This window comes from Lentzea flava, from assembly GCF_014648475.1.
Classification (GTDB): Bacteria; Actinomycetota; Actinomycetes; order Mycobacteriales; family Pseudonocardiaceae; genus Lentzea; species Lentzea flava.
The window spans coordinates 49,745-68,383 of the sequence record NZ_BMRE01000009.1 but is presented as its reverse complement, the minus strand read 5'-3'; the positions used below and the strand labels follow the sequence as shown (position 1 = coordinate 68,383).

Below are 18,639 nucleotides of genomic sequence, written 5' to 3'. Positions count from 1 at the left end.
GTCGACCACGGCGAGTAATCATTACTCTGCGTATCGATCTAAGCCTCCCCGCAGCACCGCCGTACTGCTGACGGGGCGAATGAACGGAGAACCGCCACATGGGCGACTACGCCAAGGCGCTGGGGGCCAAGCTCCGCGCTATCCGCCAGCAGCAGGGCCTGTCCCTGCACGGCGTCGAGCAGAAGTCCGGCGGTCGCTGGAAGGCCGTGGTCGTCGGCTCGTACGAGCGCGGTGACCGAGCGGTGACTGTGCAGAAGCTGGCCGAGCTGGCCGACTTCTACGGGGTTCCCGTCGCCGAGCTCCTGCCCGAGGGCCGCGTGCCGTCGGGTGCCGAGCCGGCTACCAAGATCGTGATCAACCTGGAACGGCTCCAGCAGCTGCCGGTCGAGAAGGTCGGCCCGCTGGCCCGCTACGCCGCGACCATCCAGTCGCAGCGCGGTGACTACAACGGCAAGGTCCTCTCCATCCGCACCGAGGACCTGCGCTCGCTCGCGATCATCTACGACATGACGCCGGGTGAGCTGACCGAGCAGCTCATCGACTGGGGCGTGCTGCCTCCCGAGGCCCGTCCCGCGAAGGAAGACTGAGCTTTCCCGTTCGGAGCAGTGGCTCCCTCACGTCCTGTTAGTCGCCCTGAGGACGTCGAGGGGGCCATTGCTGCATTCAGGGGATCCAGCGTGGCGGGGCGCACAGCGCCGGCGGCGAGCGACCCGCGCAGCAGGTCGCTCAGGTCGTGACGCTGCGCGTCCTCCCCGGTGAGCGTCGCCGAGGTGATCCGGTCCAGCCGGAAACCCCTCCCCGCCCGCCGGGTGCGGCACCAGGCGATGAGGTACCACCGGCCGTCGGCGGTGAGCAGCCCGGCGGGGTCCACCACGCGTTCGGTGTCCTGCCCGGCCGCGTCGGTGTAGGTCAGCCGCAGCACCGTGTTCGTGGCCAGCGCCTCGTGGACCGCCGCCCGGACCCCGGCGTCCGTCCGCGACGGCAGTGCGACGATGCGGGCCGCGAGGTCACCGGCCGCGGCGGTCGCGGGACCGTTCAGCACCGCCGCGATCTTCTGGAACGCGGTGCGGGCGGCGGTCGAGCCGTCGGCCCCGGCGAGCGCGGCGGCCAGCACCGCTGCCTCGTCCGGCGTGAAGTGGATCGGCGGCAGGGTCATCGCCGGGTCGATCGACCAGCCTCCGCCCCGTCCCGGCGTGGTCCGCACCGGGACGCCGGTCTCCATCAACGCCTGCAGATCGCGCTGCACGGTCCGGGTGCTGACTTCGAGCCGGGCGGCCAGCGCCGCGACGGTCAACGCTCTCGGTGCCGCCGCGCGCAACTCCTCCACCAGCGCGTACAGCCGGGCAGTGCGGTTCACCACCCCGATCCTGCCAAGAACTCCCGCTCCCGTCGCACTTCGCGTTCGGTGATCGTCAACGCGTGCAGCGTGAAGCCGTGCATCGCGCCCGCGACGACACCGAGCCGCACGGGCGCCGCCCAGCGTTCGGCCAGGTTGAGAGAGTCGTCCAGCAGCGGGTCTTCGGCGCCGACGACGATCCGGGCGGGCGGCACCCCGGTCAGGTCCGCGTACAACGGCGACACCGCCGGATCACGGCGTTGCTCGGCGGTCATTCCCGGCGTGAACAGCTCATAGGTGCGTTGCAGCCTCTCGGTCTTCGGCGCCGACAGGTCGTAGCCGCCGAACACGAGGTTCGCCGCCCGGAAGACCCCTGGCACGCGCAGCAAGGTCAGGACGCTCAGGTGGGCGCCCGCCGACTCGCCGCCGATCAGCACCCGGCTCGTGCCGAACTCCTCCTCGGCGTGCTCGGCCAGCCACCGCGCGACCGCCTCGCAGTCCTCAGGCCCGGCGGGGAACGGGTGCTCCGGGGCCAGCCGGTAGTCGACGCTCATCACGGCGAGCCGCGCCTCCCGCGCCAGCCGCCACAGCCTCTCGTCCTGCCCGTCCGCAGAGCCGAACGACCAGCCGCCGCCGTGAACGTGCAGGTAGACGCCCTCGACGTGGTCCGGCGTGAACACCCTGACCCGCACGCCCGCGACCGTCCGGTCCTGGCCCTGCGGCAGCCTGACCGGTGGCGTGTCACCACCGAGCCGGTTGCGCCGCAGGACCTCCAATGGCTTCTCCACGGCCTGGAACGTGCTGGTGAACTCCAGCGTTTCGGTGAGGCAGTCCTCGTCGACGATCTTCATGCCGCAGACGTTCGCACCGGTCCGCGACACCGTCCTGTCACCTTTTCCGCGTGGTGTGGCTCACGACACGAGCGCGGCGAGCTGCTCCTTGTCCTGGATGACGTGGATCGCGACGATCTTGTCGTCGCGCACCGTGAACGCCATCGCCGAGAACAGCACACCGTCGACCAGGCTGACGAACCCCGCCTCGCCGCCGATGAGCGCGGGCCGGATCTCGGCCATCGTGGCGTACTGGCGGAACGTGCTGGCCCGCCCGGCCACGGCACGGCCGCCGATGACCTCGAGGTCGCCCGCCTTGAGCGTCACGTCGGGGTGCAGCACCGACACGAGCCCCTCCAGGTCGCCTTCCCTGGACGCCTTGAGGAACGCGTTCACCACCTCCCGCTGCTTCGGCAGGTCGACGTTCGGCTGCGGCCGGTCCTGCACCCGTTTGCGCGCCCTGCTCGCGAGCTGACGGGTGGCGGCGGGCGTCTTGTCGATCAACGGCGCGATGTCCTCGAACGGCACCGCGAACATGTCGTGCAGCACGAACGCCAGCCGCTCGTCGGGCTTGAGGGTGTCGAGCACGATCAGCATCGCGAGCCCGACCTCGTCCCTGGCGACGGCCTGGTGCTCGGGCTCCTCCCTGGTGTCGATCACCGGGTCCGGCATCTCGAACGCGTGCTCTCGCCTGTCGCGCAACATGTTCAGGCACACCCGCGCGACGACCGTGGTCAGCCAGCCCTGCGGGTTCTCGACCTCGCTGGTGTCAGCTCGCTCGATTTTCAACCAGGCTTCCTGCAGCGCGTCGTCGGCTTCCGCGAACGACCCGAGCATCCGGTGGGCGATCGCCCTCAGCCGTGTGCGTTCCTGCTCGAACTGCGCGATCACAACTTCCCCCTGTGGCCTGGCACACACGCTGTCACGTTCTCGGGCGCCGCCGGGTCAACCGGGCACCAGCGTCCCCCTTGGAGGGTAATCATGAAGATCCTCGTCACCGGCGGCACCGGCACCCTCGGCAAGCACGTCGTCCCCTTGTTGCGCGCGACCGGCGCCGAGGTCGTCGTGCTCAGCAGGCGTTCGGGCCTGGTCTGCGACCTGATGACCGAGGTTCCGCAGATCGACGCCGACGTCGTGGTGCACCTGGCGGGCGGGCAGAAGGGCGACGACATCGCGACCCGCAACCTGCTCGCGGGCTGCGCCGGTGTCCGCCACTTCGTCTACATCTCGGTGATCGGCGCGGACACCGTGCCGCTCGCGTGGTTGCGCACCAAGCTCGCCTGCGAGGAGGCGATCGCGTCGTCGGGCATCCCGTTCACGATCCTGCGGGCGGCCCAGTTCCACGACCTGACGCTCACGATGGTCCGCGGCCTCGCGAAGCTGCCGATCGTGCCGGTGCCGGGACTGCGGTTGCAGCCGGTCGACGTCCGCGACGTGGCCGCGCGGATCGTGCAGCTCGCGCTGGGCTCGCCTGCGGGACGAGTGGCGGATCTGGCTGGGCCTGCCGTCTACGAGATGAAGCAGCTGGTGCGGGACTACCTCACGACGGCAGGCAAGCGTCGGCTCACCGTGCCGGTGCGGCTGCCGGGCAAGGCCGGGAAGGCCTACCGGGGCGGGCAGAACCTGACCTTGGACGGCGACCGCGGCACCCGCACGTGGGAGGAGTTCCTGGCCGCCGTCTGAGTCAGACGCTCGCGACGAACGCTCGCCAGGCCGAGGTGCTGAACGCCAGCACCTCACCGGCCACGTTCTTCGAATCGCGGACGAGCGCGTCGTGGGCGAGCGAGACCTCGACGCATTCGCCCTCGGGGGTGCCGTTGCTGTAGCTGCTCTTACGCCAAGAGCGATCCTGAGTCATCGAGTTCCTCTCGCGGTCGGCCGACGTACTCCGCCAGCCTGGTCCGCGCGATGGCTCCAGATCCTGCACGAACACCTGGCTGAGGTCGGTCTCGCAGTAGGCGACGGCACTGGACGAGGTCGATCTTGCTGGGACGCGCCCGAGCACAGGCCCGGCGGGCAACGCGAAGCCCACCCAGTACGCGATCTCGAACGGCAGCAGGGCGCCGGCGGCGAACCCGGCCAGCAGCGGCAGGTGCTGCGTCAGTTCCCCACGTGCCGCCTTGCTGAACGCGAAGGCGAACGCCGGGGCTGGGCACGTGACCAGTGCCCAGCCCCGGCGTCCGGGGTGGAGCTAGAGAACGGCGCGCAGCTGGTCCGCGATCACCGCGATCCGGCCCAGCACGCCGTTCACGAACCGCGGCGAGTCGTCCGTGGACAGGCCCTTGGCCAGTTCCACGGCCTCGTCGATCGCCACCGCGTCCGGCACGTCGGCCGCCCACAGCAGCTCGTACAGGCCGATGCGCAGGACCGCGCGGTCGACCGCCGGCATGCGCTGCAGGGTCCAGCCCTCGGCGTGTTCGGAGATGAGGTCGTCGATGCGCGCGCGGTTCGCGGTGACGCCCTCGACGAGCGTCACCGTGTAGTCGTTCACCGGCGGCACGTCCGGGGACCCGACCCGCGAAGCCAGCAGCGTCACCGGGTCGCTGCCGAGGAGGTCGGCTTCGTAGAGGAAGTCGACCGCGCGCTTGCGGGCCTTGCTGCGAGCGCCCATTACTTGTCGCTGACGCGGCCGAGGTAGCGGCCGTCGCGGGTGTCGACCTTGATCTTCTCGCCGGTCGTGACGAACAGCGGGACCTGGATCTCGGCGCCGGTCTCGAGCCGCGCGGGCTTGGTGCCGCCGGTGGAGCGGTCGCCCTGCAGGCCGGGGTCGGTGTGCTCGATCACGAGCTCGACCGAGGTGGGGAGCTCGACGAACAGCGGCACGCCCTCGTGCGTGGCGACGACCGCCTCCTGGTTCTCCAGCATGTAGTTCGCGGCGTCGCCGACGACCTCGGCCGAGACCGGGATCTGGTCGTAGGTGTCGCCGTCCATGAAGATGAAGTCGGTGCCCTCCTTGTAGAGGAAGGTCATGCCGCGCTTGTCCACGGTGGCGGTGTCGACCTTGGTGCCCGCGTTGAAGGTCTTGTCGACGACCTTCCCGGTCAGCACGTGCTTGAGGGTCGTGCGCACGAAGGCGCCACCCTTGCCGGGCTTGACGTGCTGGAACGCGGTGACGGTCCACAGCTGGCCGTCGAGGTTCAGCACCAGGCCGTTCTTCAGGTCGTTCGTGGTGGCCACGGTGGAATTTCTCCTGTGATTGGACGGGGTGTCAGACGACCACGAGTTCTTTCGTGGTCAGGGTGAGGAGCTCCGGCCCGCTTTCGCGTACCACGAGGGTGTCCTCGATGCGGACTCCGCCCCGCCCCGACAAGTAGACGCCGGGCTCGACGGTGACCGCCATACCGGCCGAAAGTGTACCGTCACCCGCCTTGGACAACGCCGGTGCCTCGTGGATCTCCAGCCCGACCCCGTGCCCGAGGCCGTGCAGGAACTCCTCGCCGTGCCCGGCCTTCTCGATCACCTCGCGCGACGCGTGGTCGACGTCGCTCAGCTGCACGCCCGGTTTCAGGGCGTTGCGCCCGGCCGCCTGCGACCGCGCGACCAGGTCGTACAGCTCGACCTGCCAGTCGGCGGGCTTGCCGAGCACGAGCGTGCGGGTCATGTCCGAGTGGTAGCCGTCGACGAGCGCCCCGAAGTCGAGCTTGATGAAGTCGCCCACGTGCAGCGTCGCGTCCGTCGGCGAGTGGTGCGGCACCGCCGAGTTCGCGCCGAACGCCACGATCGAGGCGAACGACGGCCCCTCGGCACCGTGGTCGAGCATGCGGCTCTCCAGCTCGCGCGCGACCTCGCGCTCGGTCCGCCCCGCCCGCAGCCCGCCGTGCCCGATCAACGCCGCCAGCGCCCGGTCCGCCGCCGCGCACGCCATGCGCAGCGCCTCGATCTCGATCTCGTCCTTGACCAGCCGCAGCTTCTCGACCAGGCCGCTCGCCCTGGTGAGCTCCGCCTTCTCGGCCGCCTGGTTCAGCGCTTCGAGGCCGTCGACCGTGACGTGGTGGCTCTCGAACCCGAGCTTGCCCTTGGCCTTCCGCGCGAGGGCGATGTCACACGGCCGGTCGATCAGCCGCTCGAGGTCCGGCACCTGCCTGGCCGACTGCGTGAGATACCTGCCGTCGGTGCAGAACACCGACTTGTCGTCGCCGGTCGCGTCGATCAGGACAGCGGCATTCGATCCGGTGAATCCCGTCAGATAACGGACGTTCAGAAGGTTCGTGACGAGCAGCGCGTCCAGGCCCGTGGCCTGGAGCTCCTGACGCAGTGCGGTGCGGCGTGCGGCGTACGACGACATGTCTCGCAGCGTACGGCCAGTCCTAAGCTGTCCGCATGCGTCCTTGGTTCGTCCGTGCGTTGTGGATGGGGCTCCTGCACGGAGCCGTGCAGACGGGCGTGGCGGCCGTGGGCGTGCGCAGCCCCGAAGCCACGTCGGTCCGCCCCATCGCCATCGGGTTGCTCATCGCCGCCGCGGTGATCTGGGGCGCGGTCGACACGCTGCGCGACATGCCCTCGCGCGGCATGCAGTGGTTCATCGCCGCGCTGATCGCCGGCCCGTTCGCCGGTGCGCTGGGCGTGATCGGGTCGGCTCTGCTCGTCGACCAGACCGGGCAGGAGGCGCTCTGGGTCGCGCTGACGGGCGGGGCGGCGTTCACGGCGCTGCTCATCCTGGCGCCGGCCGGGCTCGGGATGGTGCTCGGCCGGTTTCTCGCGCAGAAGGACTCAGCCCGCCACTAGCTCGACCTCGAAGCCGTCCTCGTTCTCCAGGAAGGCGGCGTAGTGATCTTCGCCGCCCGCGAACGGGTGTTCGTCGGCGAACATCAGGTGCCAGCCGTGGTGCTGGGCTGCTTCGGTCAGGCGGTCGACGTCGTCTCGCGTGCCTGCGTGCAGCGCCAGGTGGTTGAGGCCTGCTTTCATCCGATCGTGTGGACCTGTCAGGGCCGGGGACTGCTCGACCACGACGTAGGTGTGGTCGAGTTTCCAGCTGACGCCCACGTTCCAGCGCTGGTGCTCGGTCCAGCCGAGCTCGGTGAAGAGCCACCCGAACGTGGCTTCGGCGCGGGGCAGGTCAGGAACCCACAGCTCGACGTGGTGCAGCAACGAGCGCAACTCCTGTCAAACGTCGTGGAACACCGGTTCAACCCGTGTCAACGTGGGGGCTACCGGCTTCACCCCTCACCTGCAGTGTGCACGGGTCCAAACGCACGGATACCGAATGTCCACTAGCTGACCACAGATTGGCGATCAACTGGGCTGGCTGGAGCGGAATTGGCACCTAATCATTGAGGTACCCCCGTGTCACACCCCAGCAAAGGACGGCAATGGCCGACGACTTCAGCATGCGCAACAACCTCTCAGCAGAGATCGGTGACAACGCCTCTGTCGTGCAGATGCACAACGTGCACGGCGACGTCCTGCTGATGGCCGGCCGGAAGCGGTCTACCGCCACGACAGCGTTCAGGCTGGACTCGGCTGACATGAGAGCAGCCGCGCTCGGGCTCACGGCCATCGCGGCTGTTCTGCTGGTCAGCGGGCTGAGGCGAGCACGTGCTACTTCTGTTTGAGCGCGAGCCAGCGCAGCGCCAGCAGGTAGCCCTCCACGCCCAGCCCCACGATCACGCCGTTCGCTACCGCCGAGACGACGCTGTGGTGCCGGAACTCCTCGCGCTGGTGGATGTTCGAGATGTGCACCTCGACCAGCGGCGCGGTCAGCTGCGAGCACGCGTCGCGCAGGGCGATCGAGTAGTGCGTCCAGGCGGCGCCGTTCAGCACCACCGGGATCGAGGCGTCGGCGGCCTCGTGCAGCCAGCCGACCATCTCGCCCTCGTGGGCGGTCTGGCGGACCTCGACCTCGAAGCCGAGTTCCTTGCCCTCGGCGACGCACATCTCGACGAGGTCCGCGTGGGTGGTGCTGCCGTAGATGAGCGGCTCGCGGGTGCCGAGGCGGTCGAGGTTCGGGCCGTTCAGGACGAGGACCTTCACAGCAGCACCTTTCCGGAACCCTGCTGCGGCTCGGCGGCGACCGCGGAGTAGGCGGCCGCGATCAGGGCCGGGTCCGGGCCCTCCAGGCGGCCCGGCTTGGCGAGGCCGTCGAGCACGACGAAGCGGAGCACGCCCGCCTTGTTCTTCTTGTCGACCTTCATGCCCTCCATCAGCTGCGGGAGGGCGTCCGGGTCGTAGGAGGTCGGCAGGCCGAGCAGTTCCAGGACGCGGCGGTGGCGGTCGGCGGTCTCGTCGTCGAGGCGGCCTGCAAGGCGGGCCAGTTCGGCGGCGAAGACCAGGCCCACGCTGATGGCGGCGCCGTGGCGCCAGCGGTAGCGCTCGCGGCGTTCGATGGCGTGGCCCAGGGTGTGGCCGTAGTTGAGGATCTCGCGCAGGGACGACTCGCGCAGGTCGCTCGTCACCACGTCGGCCTTGATCTGGATCTTGCGGCGGACCAGCTCGGCGAGCACCTCACCGGCGGGATCCAACGCGGCCTGGGGATCGGCCTCGATCAGGTCGAGGATCACCGGGTCGGCGATGAAGCCGCCCTTCACGATCTCGGCCATGCCCGCGACGAGTTCGTTGCGCGGCAACGTTTCCAGGGTCGCCAGGTCGACGAAGATGGCGTCCGGCTCGTAGAACGTGCCGACTAGGTTCTTGCCCGCGTCGGTGTTGATGCCGGTCTTGCCGCCGACCGCGGCGTCGACCATGCCGAGCAGCGTCGTCGGGATGTTCACCAGGCGCACGCCGCGCATCCACGTGGAGGCGACGAAGCCCGCGAGGTCAGTGACGGCGCCGCCGCCGAGGCCGACGACGACGTCCTGCCGGGACAGGCCGATCTTGCCGAGCACGTCCCAGCAGAAGCCGGCGACGGCGAGGTCCTTGCCGTCCTCGGCGTCGGGGATCTCGACGCGGTGGGCGTCGGCTCCCACGGCCTTGAGCTCGTCGACCAGCACCTCGGCCGTGGCGGCCAGCGTCGGCTGGTGGATGATCGCGATCTTCGCGGTGCCCTTGAGGTGCTCCACGATGTCGCCGAGCAGGCCGCAGCCGATCGTCACGTCGTAGGGCTTCTCCGCGGCGACTCGGATGCGCACGGGCTCGGTCATTCGGTGGCTCCCTTGATCACCGCTTCGGTCACCTGCTCGGGGTCGAGGGCGTCGGTCAGCACCTCGATCGTCGCGACCTCGCGGTACAGCGGCAGGCGTGCGTCGAGCAGCGCCTTGAACGTCGCGCGCGGGTTCACGCCGGACAGCAGCGGGCGCGCGGACGACAACCCGGTGCGGCGCACGCCCTCGGCCATGCCCACGTTGAGGAACACGACCGTGTGGTCCTTGAGCCTCTCGCGGGTCTTCTGCGAGAGGATCGCGCCGCCGCCGAGGGCCAGCACGCCGTCGTGCTCCTCCAGCGCCTTGGCGACCGCTTCCTCTTCCATGGCGCGGAAAACCGGCTCGCCGTCGTCGGTGAAGATGTCCGAGATCGGCTTGCCCGCTGTCTCGACGATGTCCGCGTCGACGTCGCGGAAGGCGAGGTTCAGCCGCTTGGCCAGCAGCTCGCTGACCGTGGTCTTACCGGCCCCCGGTGGCCCGACCACGACGAATCGAGGGCTCACAGGCCCTCCCAGCGGGCTTCCAGGGCCTTCAGGTACGCGTGGGCGTTGCGGCGCGTCTCGTCGAGCGAGTCGCCGCCGAACTTCTCCAGCGCCGCCTCGGCGAGCACCAGCGCCACCACGGACTCCAGCACGACACCCGCGCGCGGCACGGCGCAGACGTCGGAACGCTGGTGGATCGCGACGGCGGGCTCACCGGTTCGGACGTCCACAGTGGACAGTGCACGTGGGACGGTCGAGATGGGCTTCATCGCCACGCGCGCACGGAGGATCTCGCCGTTGGTGATGCCGCCTTCGAGGCCACCAGCGCGGTTCGAGCGGCGCGTCACGCCGACCGGGCCGCTGCCGCGGTCGATCTCGTCGTGCGCCTGCGAACCCCAGCGCTTGGCGGAGGTGAAGCCGTCGCCGATCTCCACGCCCTTCATCGCCTGCACGCCCATCAGGGCGGCGGCCAGGCGCGCGTCGAGGCGGCGGTCCCAGTGCACGTGCGAGCCGAGGCCCGGCGGCAGCCCGTACGCGAGCACCTCGATGACGCCACCGACCGTGTCGCCGGCGTCCTTCACGGCCTCGACCTCGGCGACCATGGCCTCGGTGCCGCGCGCGTCGAAGCAGCGCACCGGCGACTCGTCGATCGCGGCCAGGTCGTCCGGCGTGGGCAGCGCGCTGTCCTCGGGCGTCTCGGCCTTGCCGATCGACACCACATGGCTGAGGATCCGCACGCCCAGCAGCTGCTGCAGGAACTGCCGCGCCACGGTGCCCAGCGCCGTGCGGGCGGCGGTCTCGCGGGCGCTGGCGCGTTCGAGCACGGGCCGCGCCTCGTCGAAGCCGAACTTCTGCATGCCGGGCAGGTCGGCGTGACCGGGCCGGGGCCGCGTGAGGGCCTCGTTGCGGCCGGTCGGCTTGAGCAGGCTCGGGTCGACCGGGTCCGCGGACATCACGGTCTGCCACTTCGGCCACTCGGAGTTGCCGATGGTGACGGCGATCGGGCCGCCCTGCGTCTTGCCGTGGCGCACGCCGCCGAGGATCTCGACCTCGTCCTGCTCGAACCCCATGCGCGGGCTTCGGCCGAACCCGAGCCTGCGCCGCCCGAGCTGGGTGACGAGGTCGTCGGTGGTCACCTCGACACCGGCGGGCATGCCCTCCAGGACGGCGACGAGAGCGGGGCCGTGTGATTCTCCAGCGGTGATCCAGCGCAGCACGGTCGCAATCCTTTCACAGCGTGGTCAAAGCCCAGGTGGCGGCCAGCAACCCCGGACCGTGCGGCACCCTGCGGCTGCGTCTGACGCCCGCGAGCGCGAGGGTGACCGCACTGGACAGGATCGCCGCAGGTAGCAGCGACGGCAGCGCGAGCGGTGCGCCGAGGCCGAACGCGAGCTTCACGTCTCCGCCGCCCATCAGGCGCGGGCGCCACGTCCGGACAGCGAGATGAGCACCACCGAAAAGGAGCACGGAAAGGGCCGCTTCTCCCAGCCTGTGGAACTGCAGGAGCAGCAGCGCGGCACCCAGCGGGAGGGTCAGGGCGTCCGGCAACCGGTGGTGCCGCAGATCGATCAGCGCGAGCACGATGCCAAACCAGGCCAGCAGGTACGAGGACGGCGGTGCGTCCAGGACGCCGGCGACCGTCCACAGCGAACTCAGCGCGAACGCGAGCAGGACCGTGGTCATGGCACCACGGTCCTGCTCGGTACGACTCGGGCACAAATCGCGACCGGTCGTGAACGGTCCGTTCACGCACGGCTCCACCGTGCCTCAGCCCTGGCTGGGAAAACGCCAGGGATCAGCGAGACCAGTCGAACAGGGCGTCGTTCGCCGCCACGTCCACGTCCAGCGCCACGTCACCGAGCACGTCGGCGGAGGCGTCGAGGGCGATCACCGGGCAGATTGGTGCGAAACCGGCGGCCTCTACCTCGGCCGGGTCCCACGTGACGATGCGCTGACCGGCGCGCACCTCCTCGCCCTTGACCACGTGCAGCTCGAAGCCATCGCCCTTGCGCTTCACGGTGTCGATGCCGAGGTGCACCAGCACGGCCGCGCCGTCGGCGGTCGCGACCACGAACGCGTGCGGGTGCAGCGTCACGACCGTGCCGTCGACGGGAGAGACCACGTCGGACCGGGAGCGGACCGGCTCGACGGCCACGCCGGGGCCGACCATCGCCTGCGAGAAGACCGGGTCCGGCACCGCGGAGAGCGCGACCACGCGGCCGGCCACGGGGCTGCCGACGCGGAGGCTCACAGGAGGTCCTCGATGTCCGACGCGAGGGTGTCCGCCTCGGGGCCGACGACGACCTGGACGACGTTGCCGGAGCGCATGACTCCGTGTGCTCCCAACGCCTTCAGGGCCTTCTCGTCCACCACGGAACCGTCTTCGAGCTCACACCGCAGACGGGTGATGCACGGCTCGATCTCGACGATGTTGGACGCGCCGCCCAGCGCGTCGATGATCTTCTGCGCCTTGTCGTCAGCCACGTTCGTACCTCTCGTTCCCGTAACAGCGGTTGACACCCGCTCAGTGCGCGGAGCATTCTCCCGCACCAACTGGTCTAGACCGGAAAGTACCACTGCGAGGAGGTGAGCGAGTGCACGAGATCGTGGACGGGCCCAAGCCCAAGCACGCACAGCTGCGCGAGATCCTGCGCCGTCTCGCCGAGCACGACCTCGCCCCCGGCTCGCCCATTCCGTCCGAACGCGACCTCGCCGAGCGGTACGGAGTGTCCCGCATCACAGTGCGGGCGGCAGTAGGCCAACTGGTCGCAGAAGGCCTGCTCACGCGGGCCAAGGGGCGCGGCACGTTCACCGCGCGGCGCCGCTACGACCTGCAGCTGTTCCTGGCCTCGTTCACCTCGGAGATGAAGGCGCGCGGGCTCGAGCCCAGCACCGAGGTGATCACCTGCGGGCAGGCCGTTCCCGGTTCGAAGGCCTCGCTGGGGCTGGACGACGACGAGTACGCCTATCGCGTCGTGCGGCTGCGCAAGGCCGACGGGGTGCCGTTGGCCCTGGAGGCCGGCTGGTACAGCCCGCACCTGCTGCCCGAGCTCGACCGGTGCGACCTCACCGGGTCGCTCTACGAGCTCTTCGCGGCGAAGTACGGGGTGCAGCTCGACCACGCGAGGCAGACCGTGTGGGCGGAGACCGCCGACGCCGAGACGGCCAAGGCGCTCGACGTCCGCAAGGGCAGCCCGCTGCTCGTGTTCAGAAGGGTCGCCAGCTCTCAGGGGCGGCCGTGTGAAGACGTGACTTCCTGGTACCGGGGCGATCTCTACCAGGTGACCATGCAACTGGACCGGACCGTCCCGGGGACCGGACCGAACTCCGCCAAGGGAGGTACCCGATGAGCGCCAACACCGCAGATGTGGGCGGTCGTCAGATCAAGGGCCTCGCCACGTTGCAGCGCTTCGGTCGCAGCCTCATGCTGCCGATCGCCGTGCTGCCCGCGGCAGGTCTCCTGCTCCGCTTCGGTCAGCCGGACATGCTGGGCAAGGACGGTCTCGGCTGGAACGCCGTCGCCGCGGTGATCGGCGCGGCGGGCGACGCGCTGTTCAGCAACCTCGCCCTGCTGTTCGCGGTCGGCATCGCCGTCGGGTTCGCCCGGCGCGGTGACGGCTCCACCGCACTCGCCGGCGTCGTCGGCTACGTCGTGCTGACGAGCGTGTTCAAGGCCATGTCGCCGTTGGTCCTCGACCAGCCGACGGACCCGGCCGCGAAGCCCGTGCTGATCAACTACGGGGTGCTCGGCGGCATCGTCGTCGGCATCACGACGGCACTGCTGTGGCAGCGGTACCACCGCATCAAGCTGCCTCCGTACCTGGCGTTCTTCGGTGGCCGCCGGTTCGTGCCGATCCTCGTCGCCGGTGTCATGGTGATCTTCGGTGTCGTGCTGGGCCTCGTGTACCCGTGGTTCAACGCCGGCCTCACCGCGGTCGGCGAGTGGGTCACCGGCAGCACGATCATCGGTGCGTTCATCTACGGCACCGTGAACCGCCTGCTCATCCCGCTCGGTCTGCACCACATCGTCAACAACGTCGTGTGGTTCCAGTTCGGCACCTACAACGACAAGACCGGTGACATCCCGCGCTTCCTCGCGGGCGACCCGACCGCCGGCACGTTCCAGACCGGCTTCTTCCCGATCCTCATGTTCGCCCTCCCGGCCGCCGCGCTCGCGATCGTGCACACCGCACGGCCGAACCAGCGCAAGATCATCGGCGGCATCATGGGCTCCGCCGCGCTCACCGCGTTCATCACCGGTGTGACGGAGCCGCTGGAGTTCGCGTTCATGTTCGTGGCGTGGCCGCTCTACGTGATCCACGCGGTGCTGACCGGCACCTCGCTCGCGATCTCGAACGCGCTGGACGTGCACGACGGCTTCTCGTTCTCGGCCGGTGCGATCGACTTCATCCTGAACTGGAACATCGCCACCAAGCCGTGGATGCTGATCATTCTCGGCCTGATCTACGCGGTGGTGTACTACTTCCTGTTCCGCTGGGTCATCACCAAGTGGAACCTGAAGACGCCGGGTCGCGAGGACGACGAGTCGCCGGAGGCGGACGAGAGCGTCGTCGGCACGGCCGAGCGCACTTCGGCCGGTGCCGAGAAGCCCGCGAAGAACGAGAAGTAGCCAGCACAACCAGCTCTACCGGGAGGAACCATCATGGCCGAGCGACGGGTCACCGTGGCCAGCAAGGTCGGACTGCACGCCCGGCCTGCCGCACTGCTGGCGAAGGCCGCCGCCGACCAGCCGGTGACGGTCACCATCCGCAAGGACGGCGGCGAAGCCGTGGACGCGGCGAGTGTGCTGGGTCTGATGACCCTCGGCGCTATGCACGGTGACGAGGTGGTGCTCAGCGCCGACGGGGACGGAGCGGACGCCGCTCTGGACGCCATCGCCGAACTGATCGCCACCGACCACGACGAGTGAGTCGTGCCCGGGTCGTGAGTGGTCCTGGTCGCCCCGACGGCCAGGACCGCCCATGACCCACCCGAAGTGCCCGACGACACCCGCGGTCACGACGCCGGCCAACGTCGACGGCGTGGCCTGCGGGTACGTCATCATCAGCCACACCCCGCCCGCGGCGATCGCGGGTGGCACGACGAGCCCCGCGGTCCACTTGCGCAGCACCAGGAACGCGATCGCCGACACCAGCAGCGCCGCGCCGAGCGTGTCGCTGAACCGGTGCCAGCCGAGCGAGACCGTCTCGGCCGCCACCGCCCCGGCCGCGAGCGCGCCGGGCACCGCGACCACGAGCGCGAACCGCTTCGGCACCGCCATGGTCACCGCGATCACCGACGCCACCGCGGCCGTCGTGTGTCCACTCGGGAAGCTGTTGTGCACCAGCACCGCGTCCTCGTCCAACGCGGGCCGCACCAGCACGTAGAGCTTCAGCACCTGCGCGAGCAACACGGACCCGCCGAGCACCAGCAACGGCGGAAACGCCTTCTTGCGCGCTATCAGGACCACGAGGACCGCAGCGACGATGATCGCCATGTCCACGTCGGACGCCCACGAATGCTGCAGTGACAGCTCGGGCAACGCGGCGTTCTCCGCCTTCTGCCCGAACGACGTCCACACCAGCGCGAAGTACGTGAAGAGGAATCCCACCAAGCTTCCGGCCATGCCCACGAGACTCCGCGTGCCGATCTACGGGAACGTCCACGCCATGTCATGGTTCCGCTACAGAAACGGCACATGTGCTGTGACGCACCGATAATGGATCTCGTGGCGATGGTGTTGCTGGTCGAGGACGACCCGTCCGTGCGTGAAGGACTCGGCCTGGCGCTGCGCCGCCAGGGCCACGACGTCCGAGCCGCGGCAACAGGCGAGGAAGGCGTGGAGCGCCTGCGCGAGTCACGCCCCGACATCGTCGTTCTCGACATCATGCTGCCGGGCATCGACGGTTTCGAGACGTGCCGCCGCATGCGCGCGCAGGCCGAGGTGCCGATCATCATGCTGACCGCCCGCGGCGACGACTTCGACGTGGTGGCGGGCCTGGAGGCGGGCGCGGACGACTACGTGGTGAAGCCCGTCGAGCCGCGTGTCCTGGAGGCCCGGATCCGCGCGGTGCTGCGGCGAACCGTCTCCGAACCGTCCACCGTGGAGCGTCACGGTTCGCTGATGATCGACCGCGCGGGCCTGCAGGTGCACAAGGACGACGTGAAGGTCGCGCTGACCCCGACCGAGCTGAAGCTCCTGCTGGAACTGTCCCGCACCCCCGGGCGGGTGCTGACCCGCCAGCAGATCCTCGAGGCCGTCTGGGAACACGACTACCTGGGCGACTCCCGCCTCGTCGACGCGTGCGTCCAGCGCCTGCGCGCGAAGATCGAGGACGTGCCCTCCGAACCCCGGTACGTCCACACGGTGCGCGGCTTCGGCTACCGCTTCGGCCCGCGATGAGGTCGTTGTTCCGAGGCCTGAAGCCCCGCCTGATGGCCGCTTTCCTGCTGCTGACCCTGCTCGGTGCGGTGGCGGCAGCGGGCGCTTCCTACGCGACCGCCCGCAACCTGCTGCTGGAGGACGCCCAGAACAGCTTCATGAACCCGCTGGTGGAGGACGTCCGCAACTACGCACCCCGCCTGAGGGTTCCGCCGGACCAGCAGGACCTCGACGACTTCGGCTCGTTCCTGCGCGGCTCGGCCACCGTCGTCTACGAGAACCTCCGCGCCCGCAACACCCCCGACCCGTCGGCGCTGGTCCCGGCGGAGATGCGCGAGGCGTTGAAGACGAGCAGGACGGTCCTCTGGCAGCGCCGCACGGACCAGGCCGAACCGTACGTCGTCATCGGCATCCCGCTGCTGCGCGCCGACGGCACCCCGACCGGCGTGCAGGTGCTGGCCTGGACGTCCCTGGGCGGCCCCCAGCGCGCCATCGACAGCTTCGCGACCGCGGCCTGGGTGGGCGTCAGCCTCGTGCTCCCGCTGGCCCTGGGCCTGGCCCTGTTCACCGCGCGGGGCGTCCTGCGCCCGGTCCGCCGCCTGGGCGCCGCGGCCCGCGCCCTGGGCTCTGGCCGCCTGGACACCCGAGTGGACGAACGGGGCTCGGACGAACTGGCCGACCTGGCCCGCACGTTCAACCGCGCCGCCGAACAACTCGAATCCTCCCAGGCGGCCTCCCGCCGTTTCGTCGCCGACGTCTCCCACGAACTGCGCACCCCGCTGACAGCGATGAACGCCGTGACGGCCGTCCTGGACGAAGACGCCGCCTCCCTCCCGGAAGACACCGCCGTGGCGGCTCGCCTGGTCTCCACCGAAACCCGCAAACTGACCCGCCTGGTCAACGACCTGATGGAGATCTCCCGCTTCGACGAGGGCCGCAACGTCCTGGAACTGGACGAGTGGGACATCAGCACGGCCGTCCGCGACTCCCTGGCGGCCCGAGGCTGGTCCTCCTCGGTCGAAGCCACGCTCCCCGACGGCATCACGGGCAGAGTGGACCGCCGCCGCCTGGACGTGATCGTCGCGAACCTCGTGGGCAACGCCCTCAAACACGGCGGCGCACCCGTGCGGGTGGTCGTCCGGCCCGGCGTCATCGAGGTCTCCGACAACGGCCCCGGCATCCCACCTGATGCCCTCCCCCACATCTTCGACCGTTTCTACAAGGCAGACACGGCCCGCTCCCGTTCCGAGGGCAGCGGGCTGGGATTGGCGATCGCATGGGAGAACGCCCGCCTGCACGGCGGCACCATCGAAGCGGCCAACGCCCCTTCCGGCGGCGCGGTCTTCACCTTGCGCTTGCCCTGGTGACCCTCGCCGCGTGCGGTGTGCGGCCGACTCCGGTTCTGACGGGCGCGGAGGCGCCGACGGTCTCCTCGCACGAGCTGACCGTGTACCTCCTGTCGGCCGGGCGCGACGAGCTGGTGCGGCGGACGCGCACCTATTCCGGCAGCGTGGACACGGCCACCGCGATCAACCTTCTCGTGGCAGGGCCCACCGAGGAGGAGAAGAAGCTCGGCCTGACCACCGAGGTCCCGGAGAGCTCCGCGCGGGTGTACGCGGTGTCGAACGTGATCGTGCTGCCCGAGGACATGCCGCCGCTGTCGAAGATGGCGCAGCTTCAGGTGTATTGCACGGCAATCGCGAGCCGCGCCAAGGTGGAGGGGGTGCCGGTGTCGGGCTTCAAATGCCCCTGACACCACGCGGACGGTCAGTCTGCCTGCAGGACGAAGAACAGGAAGGCCAGGAAGCTCGTACCGCTGAGCTCGCGGAACTCCTCGGGGAACACCTCGCGAGCGGCAGGCACGGGCGGCGGTTCGCTGATCGTGCTGATGCGAAAGCCCGCTGCGGTGAAGGCGTCGGTCATCGCGTGCAGCGGCCGGTCCCAGAAGTTCATCCTGGCGGTCTGCCCGCCCATGGTCCATTCCTCGGTCCGGTTGCGGGTCTGGAAGTAGTCGGGCTTGTCCCCGGCCTGGCGTTGCATGAGGTAGATGACGAAAGGATGCTCGACCGAGATGATGAGCCGGCCGCCGGGCACGAGCACGCGTCGCAACTCGGCCAGAGTCGGGCCCCAGTCCCGCAGGTAGTGCAGCACCAGGGAGGCGAGGACGTCGTCGAACGTGTGGTCGGGAAAGGGCAGCGGGTCGGCGAGGTCGGCGACCCGCAGGTCCGCGTCGGCGCCCAGCCGCCGCCTCGCCTGCTCCAGCATTCCGGCGCTCGCGTCGATGCCGGTCACGACCGCGCCTCGATCGCGCAGTGCGGCGAACAGGGGACCCGAGCCGCAGCCGGCGTCGAGGATCCGGCGGCCGGTCACGTCTCCGGCGAGTTCCAGCATCGCGGGCCGCTCGTAGTACGCGTTCAACAGGCTGGTCTCGTTCTCGGCCGTGTACGCCTCGGCGATGCTGTCGTACTCGTTCGCCTGGGCCGGATCAGCGGGAAGCACACGGAATTCTGGAACCGGGGTCATGCCCCCAGGA

General features: G+C 69.9%; 26 protein-coding genes and 1 pseudogene. 10 read left to right on the top strand and 17 right to left on the bottom strand.

Annotation, left to right across the window (positions count from 1 at the left end):
- Positions 1 to 98: 98 nt before the first annotated feature.
- Positions 99 to 587: a transcriptional regulator BldD gene (bldD, locus tag IEZ09_RS13705; protein WP_030471611.1), complete on the top strand. Its 489-nt coding sequence runs from the start codon at positions 99 to 101 to the stop codon at positions 585 to 587.
- Here the strand turns inward: bldD and IEZ09_RS13700 are convergent.
- The 3 genes from IEZ09_RS13700 to IEZ09_RS13690 are packed head-to-tail and all read right to left on the bottom strand — an operon-like array spanning position 500 to position 3,057.
- Positions 500 to 1,357: a helix-turn-helix transcriptional regulator gene (locus IEZ09_RS13700; RefSeq protein ID WP_189254043.1), complete on the bottom strand. Its 858-nt coding sequence runs from the start codon at positions 1,355 to 1,357 to the stop codon at positions 500 to 502. The two genes, bldD and IEZ09_RS13700, sit on opposite strands and share 88 nt — an antisense overlap.
- Entirely contained in the window at positions 1,354 to 2,217 is an 864-nt protein-coding gene (locus tag IEZ09_RS13695; RefSeq protein ID WP_229812534.1) for an alpha/beta hydrolase, read from the bottom strand. Before IEZ09_RS13695 ends, IEZ09_RS13700 begins: the two co-directional genes overlap by 4 nt.
- 30 nt (positions 2,218 to 2,247) lie before the next feature.
- Positions 2,248 to 3,057 (bottom strand): sigma-70 family RNA polymerase sigma factor, encoded by an 810-nt coding sequence (locus tag IEZ09_RS13690; protein ID WP_268247622.1) that lies wholly within the window; start codon positions 3,055 to 3,057, stop codon positions 2,248 to 2,250.
- A gap of 90 nt (positions 3,058 to 3,147) precedes the next feature.
- On the opposite strand from IEZ09_RS13690, the gene IEZ09_RS13685 reads away from it, so the two are divergent.
- Positions 3,148 to 3,849 carry an SDR family oxidoreductase gene (locus tag IEZ09_RS13685; protein ID WP_189254042.1) on the top strand — a complete coding sequence of 234 codons (702 nt, stop codon included), beginning with the start codon at positions 3,148 to 3,150 and terminating at the stop codon, positions 3,847 to 3,849.
- 1 nt (position 3,850) lies between these two features.
- Here the strand turns inward: IEZ09_RS13685 and IEZ09_RS13680 are convergent, their stop codons facing one another.
- From IEZ09_RS13680 to IEZ09_RS13665, 4 genes are all read right to left on the bottom strand, one after another.
- On the bottom strand, positions 3,851 to 4,024 hold the full coding sequence (locus tag IEZ09_RS13680; RefSeq protein WP_189254041.1) for a DUF397 domain-containing protein: 174 nt from the start codon (positions 4,022 to 4,024) through the stop codon (positions 3,851 to 3,853).
- A 333-nt stretch (positions 4,025 to 4,357) separates the two neighbouring features.
- Positions 4,358 to 4,777 carry a transcription antitermination factor NusB gene (gene nusB / locus IEZ09_RS13675; RefSeq protein ID WP_189254040.1) on the bottom strand — a complete coding sequence of 140 codons (420 nt, stop codon included), beginning with the start codon at positions 4,775 to 4,777 and terminating at the stop codon, positions 4,358 to 4,360.
- Positions 4,777 to 5,343, bottom strand: a complete 567-nt coding sequence (gene efp, locus IEZ09_RS13670; RefSeq protein WP_189254039.1) for an elongation factor P — start codon at positions 5,341 to 5,343, stop codon at positions 4,777 to 4,779. The genes nusB and efp overlap by 1 nt, the downstream gene beginning before the upstream one ends.
- Before the next feature lie 31 nt (positions 5,344 to 5,374).
- Positions 5,375 to 6,451, bottom strand: a complete 1,077-nt coding sequence (locus IEZ09_RS13665; protein WP_189254038.1) for a M24 family metallopeptidase — start codon at positions 6,449 to 6,451, stop codon at positions 5,375 to 5,377.
- 35 nt (positions 6,452 to 6,486) lie between these two features.
- On the opposite strand from IEZ09_RS13665, the gene IEZ09_RS13660 reads away from it, so the two are divergent.
- Positions 6,487 to 6,891: a B-4DMT family transporter gene (locus IEZ09_RS13660; protein WP_189254037.1), complete on the top strand. Its 405-nt coding sequence runs from the start codon at positions 6,487 to 6,489 to the stop codon at positions 6,889 to 6,891.
- Here the strand turns inward: IEZ09_RS13660 and IEZ09_RS13655 are convergent.
- Complete coding sequence (locus IEZ09_RS13655; RefSeq protein ID WP_189254036.1) at positions 6,877 to 7,263, bottom strand: VOC family protein; 387 nt, start codon at positions 7,261 to 7,263, stop codon at positions 6,877 to 6,879. The genes IEZ09_RS13660 and IEZ09_RS13655 overlap by 15 nt on opposite strands.
- A gap of 212 nt (positions 7,264 to 7,475) precedes the next feature.
- On the opposite strand from IEZ09_RS13655, the gene IEZ09_RS13650 reads away from it, so the two are divergent.
- Positions 7,476 to 7,718, top strand: coding sequence for a hypothetical protein (locus IEZ09_RS13650; protein ID WP_189254035.1), 243 nt, complete (start codon positions 7,476 to 7,478; stop codon positions 7,716 to 7,718).
- On the opposite strand, the gene aroQ is transcribed toward IEZ09_RS13650, so the two are convergent.
- From aroQ to IEZ09_RS13615, 7 genes are all read right to left on the bottom strand, one after another.
- The gene (gene aroQ / locus IEZ09_RS13645) at positions 7,705 to 8,136 is read right to left on the bottom strand and encodes a type II 3-dehydroquinate dehydratase (protein ID WP_189254034.1); all 432 of its coding nucleotides are present in this window, start codon (positions 8,134 to 8,136) and stop codon (positions 7,705 to 7,707) included. The genes IEZ09_RS13650 and aroQ overlap by 14 nt on opposite strands.
- On the bottom strand, positions 8,133 to 9,242 hold the full coding sequence (aroB, locus tag IEZ09_RS13640; RefSeq protein ID WP_189254033.1) for a 3-dehydroquinate synthase: 1,110 nt from the start codon (positions 9,240 to 9,242) through the stop codon (positions 8,133 to 8,135). The genes aroQ and aroB overlap by 4 nt, the downstream gene beginning before the upstream one ends.
- Positions 9,239 to 9,745 carry a shikimate kinase gene (locus IEZ09_RS13635; protein ID WP_189254032.1) on the bottom strand — a complete coding sequence of 169 codons (507 nt, stop codon included), beginning with the start codon at positions 9,743 to 9,745 and terminating at the stop codon, positions 9,239 to 9,241. Before IEZ09_RS13635 ends, aroB begins: the two co-directional genes overlap by 4 nt.
- Positions 9,742 to 10,941 (bottom strand): chorismate synthase, encoded by a 1,200-nt coding sequence (gene aroC / locus IEZ09_RS13630; protein WP_189254031.1) that lies wholly within the window; start codon positions 10,939 to 10,941, stop codon positions 9,742 to 9,744. The genes IEZ09_RS13635 and aroC overlap by 4 nt, the downstream gene beginning before the upstream one ends.
- A 13-nt stretch (positions 10,942 to 10,954) precedes the next feature.
- On the bottom strand, positions 10,955 to 11,407 hold the full coding sequence (locus IEZ09_RS13625) for a prepilin peptidase (RefSeq protein WP_189254030.1): 453 nt from the start codon (positions 11,405 to 11,407) through the stop codon (positions 10,955 to 10,957).
- A 112-nt stretch (positions 11,408 to 11,519) separates the two neighbouring features.
- On the bottom strand, positions 11,520 to 11,975 hold the full coding sequence (locus tag IEZ09_RS13620) for a PTS sugar transporter subunit IIA (RefSeq protein ID WP_189254029.1): 456 nt from the start codon (positions 11,973 to 11,975) through the stop codon (positions 11,520 to 11,522).
- Complete coding sequence (locus IEZ09_RS13615) at positions 11,972 to 12,208, bottom strand: PTS sugar transporter subunit IIB (RefSeq protein ID WP_112277067.1); 237 nt, start codon at positions 12,206 to 12,208, stop codon at positions 11,972 to 11,974. The genes IEZ09_RS13620 and IEZ09_RS13615 overlap by 4 nt, the downstream gene beginning before the upstream one ends.
- Positions 12,209 to 12,318: 110 nt before the next feature.
- On the opposite strand from IEZ09_RS13615, the gene IEZ09_RS13610 reads away from it, so the two are divergent.
- Genes IEZ09_RS13610 through IEZ09_RS13600 form a run of 3 tightly spaced genes read left to right on the top strand, consistent with a single transcriptional unit; the run spans position 12,319 to position 14,654 of the window.
- Positions 12,319 to 13,074 carry a GntR family transcriptional regulator gene (locus IEZ09_RS13610; RefSeq protein ID WP_229812533.1) on the top strand — a complete coding sequence of 252 codons (756 nt, stop codon included), beginning with the start codon at positions 12,319 to 12,321 and terminating at the stop codon, positions 13,072 to 13,074.
- A complete protein-coding gene (locus IEZ09_RS13605) occupies positions 13,071 to 14,354 on the top strand; it encodes a PTS transporter subunit EIIC (protein WP_189254028.1) in 1,284 nt (427 codons plus the stop codon). The genes IEZ09_RS13610 and IEZ09_RS13605 overlap by 4 nt, the downstream gene beginning before the upstream one ends.
- A 33-nt stretch (positions 14,355 to 14,387) precedes the next feature.
- Entirely contained in the window at positions 14,388 to 14,654 is a 267-nt protein-coding gene (locus IEZ09_RS13600) for an HPr family phosphocarrier protein (RefSeq protein WP_170155338.1), read from the top strand.
- Between the two features lie 204 nt (positions 14,655 to 14,858).
- On the opposite strand, the pseudogene IEZ09_RS46420 reads toward IEZ09_RS13600, so the two are convergent.
- Positions 14,859 to 15,221 (bottom strand): annotated as a pseudogene (locus IEZ09_RS46420) (phosphatase PAP2 family protein); the annotation flags it as partial.
- Between the two features lie 231 nt (positions 15,222 to 15,452).
- On the opposite strand from IEZ09_RS46420, the gene IEZ09_RS13595 reads away from it, so the two are divergent.
- The 3 genes from IEZ09_RS13595 to IEZ09_RS13585 are packed head-to-tail and all read left to right on the top strand — an operon-like array spanning position 15,453 to position 17,859.
- Positions 15,453 to 16,127 carry a response regulator gene (locus tag IEZ09_RS13595; protein ID WP_189254027.1) on the top strand — a complete coding sequence of 225 codons (675 nt, stop codon included), beginning with the start codon at positions 15,453 to 15,455 and terminating at the stop codon, positions 16,125 to 16,127.
- Between the two features lie 32 nt (positions 16,128 to 16,159).
- Positions 16,160 to 17,473 (top strand): sensor histidine kinase, encoded by a 1,314-nt coding sequence (locus IEZ09_RS13590; RefSeq protein ID WP_229812532.1) that lies wholly within the window; start codon positions 16,160 to 16,162, stop codon positions 17,471 to 17,473.
- Positions 17,470 to 17,859: a hypothetical protein gene (locus IEZ09_RS13585; protein ID WP_189254025.1), complete on the top strand. Its 390-nt coding sequence runs from the start codon at positions 17,470 to 17,472 to the stop codon at positions 17,857 to 17,859. Before IEZ09_RS13590 ends, IEZ09_RS13585 begins: the two co-directional genes overlap by 4 nt.
- Before the next feature lie 14 nt (positions 17,860 to 17,873).
- Here the strand turns inward: IEZ09_RS13585 and IEZ09_RS13580 are convergent, their stop codons facing one another.
- Positions 17,874 to 18,629 carry a class I SAM-dependent methyltransferase gene (locus IEZ09_RS13580; RefSeq protein WP_189254024.1) on the bottom strand — a complete coding sequence of 252 codons (756 nt, stop codon included), beginning with the start codon at positions 18,627 to 18,629 and terminating at the stop codon, positions 17,874 to 17,876.
- Between the last annotated feature and the right edge of the window lie 10 nt (positions 18,630 to 18,639).

Coding starts and splice junctions, on each gene's coding strand:
- bldD (WP_030471611.1), top strand. CDS start 99: ATGGGCGACTACGCCAAGGCGCTGGGGGCCAAGCTCCGCGCTATCCGC.
- IEZ09_RS13685 (WP_189254042.1), top strand. CDS start 3,148: ATGAAGATCCTCGTCACCGGCGGCACCGGCACCCTCGGCAAGCACGTC.
- IEZ09_RS13680 (WP_189254041.1), bottom strand. CDS start 4,024: ATGACTCAGGATCGCTCTTGGCGTAAGAGCAGCTACAGCAACGGCACC.
- nusB (WP_189254040.1), bottom strand. CDS start 4,777: ATGGGCGCTCGCAGCAAGGCCCGCAAGCGCGCGGTCGACTTCCTCTAC.
- IEZ09_RS13665 (WP_189254038.1), bottom strand. CDS start 6,451: ATGTCGTCGTACGCCGCACGCCGCACCGCACTGCGTCAGGAGCTCCAG.
- IEZ09_RS13660 (WP_189254037.1), top strand. CDS start 6,487: ATGCGTCCTTGGTTCGTCCGTGCGTTGTGGATGGGGCTCCTGCACGGA.
- IEZ09_RS13650 (WP_189254035.1), top strand. CDS start 7,476: ATGGCCGACGACTTCAGCATGCGCAACAACCTCTCAGCAGAGATCGGT.
- aroB (WP_189254033.1), bottom strand. CDS start 9,242: ATGACCGAGCCCGTGCGCATCCGAGTCGCCGCGGAGAAGCCCTACGAC.
- IEZ09_RS13625 (WP_189254030.1), bottom strand. CDS start 11,407: ATGACCACGGTCCTGCTCGCGTTCGCGCTGAGTTCGCTGTGGACGGTC.
- IEZ09_RS13605 (WP_189254028.1), top strand. CDS start 13,071: ATGAGCGCCAACACCGCAGATGTGGGCGGTCGTCAGATCAAGGGCCTC.
- IEZ09_RS13600 (WP_170155338.1), top strand. CDS start 14,388: ATGGCCGAGCGACGGGTCACCGTGGCCAGCAAGGTCGGACTGCACGCC.
- IEZ09_RS13590 (WP_229812532.1), top strand. CDS start 16,160: ATGGCCGCTTTCCTGCTGCTGACCCTGCTCGGTGCGGTGGCGGCAGCG.
- IEZ09_RS13580 (WP_189254024.1), bottom strand. CDS start 18,629: ATGACCCCGGTTCCAGAATTCCGTGTGCTTCCCGCTGATCCGGCCCAG.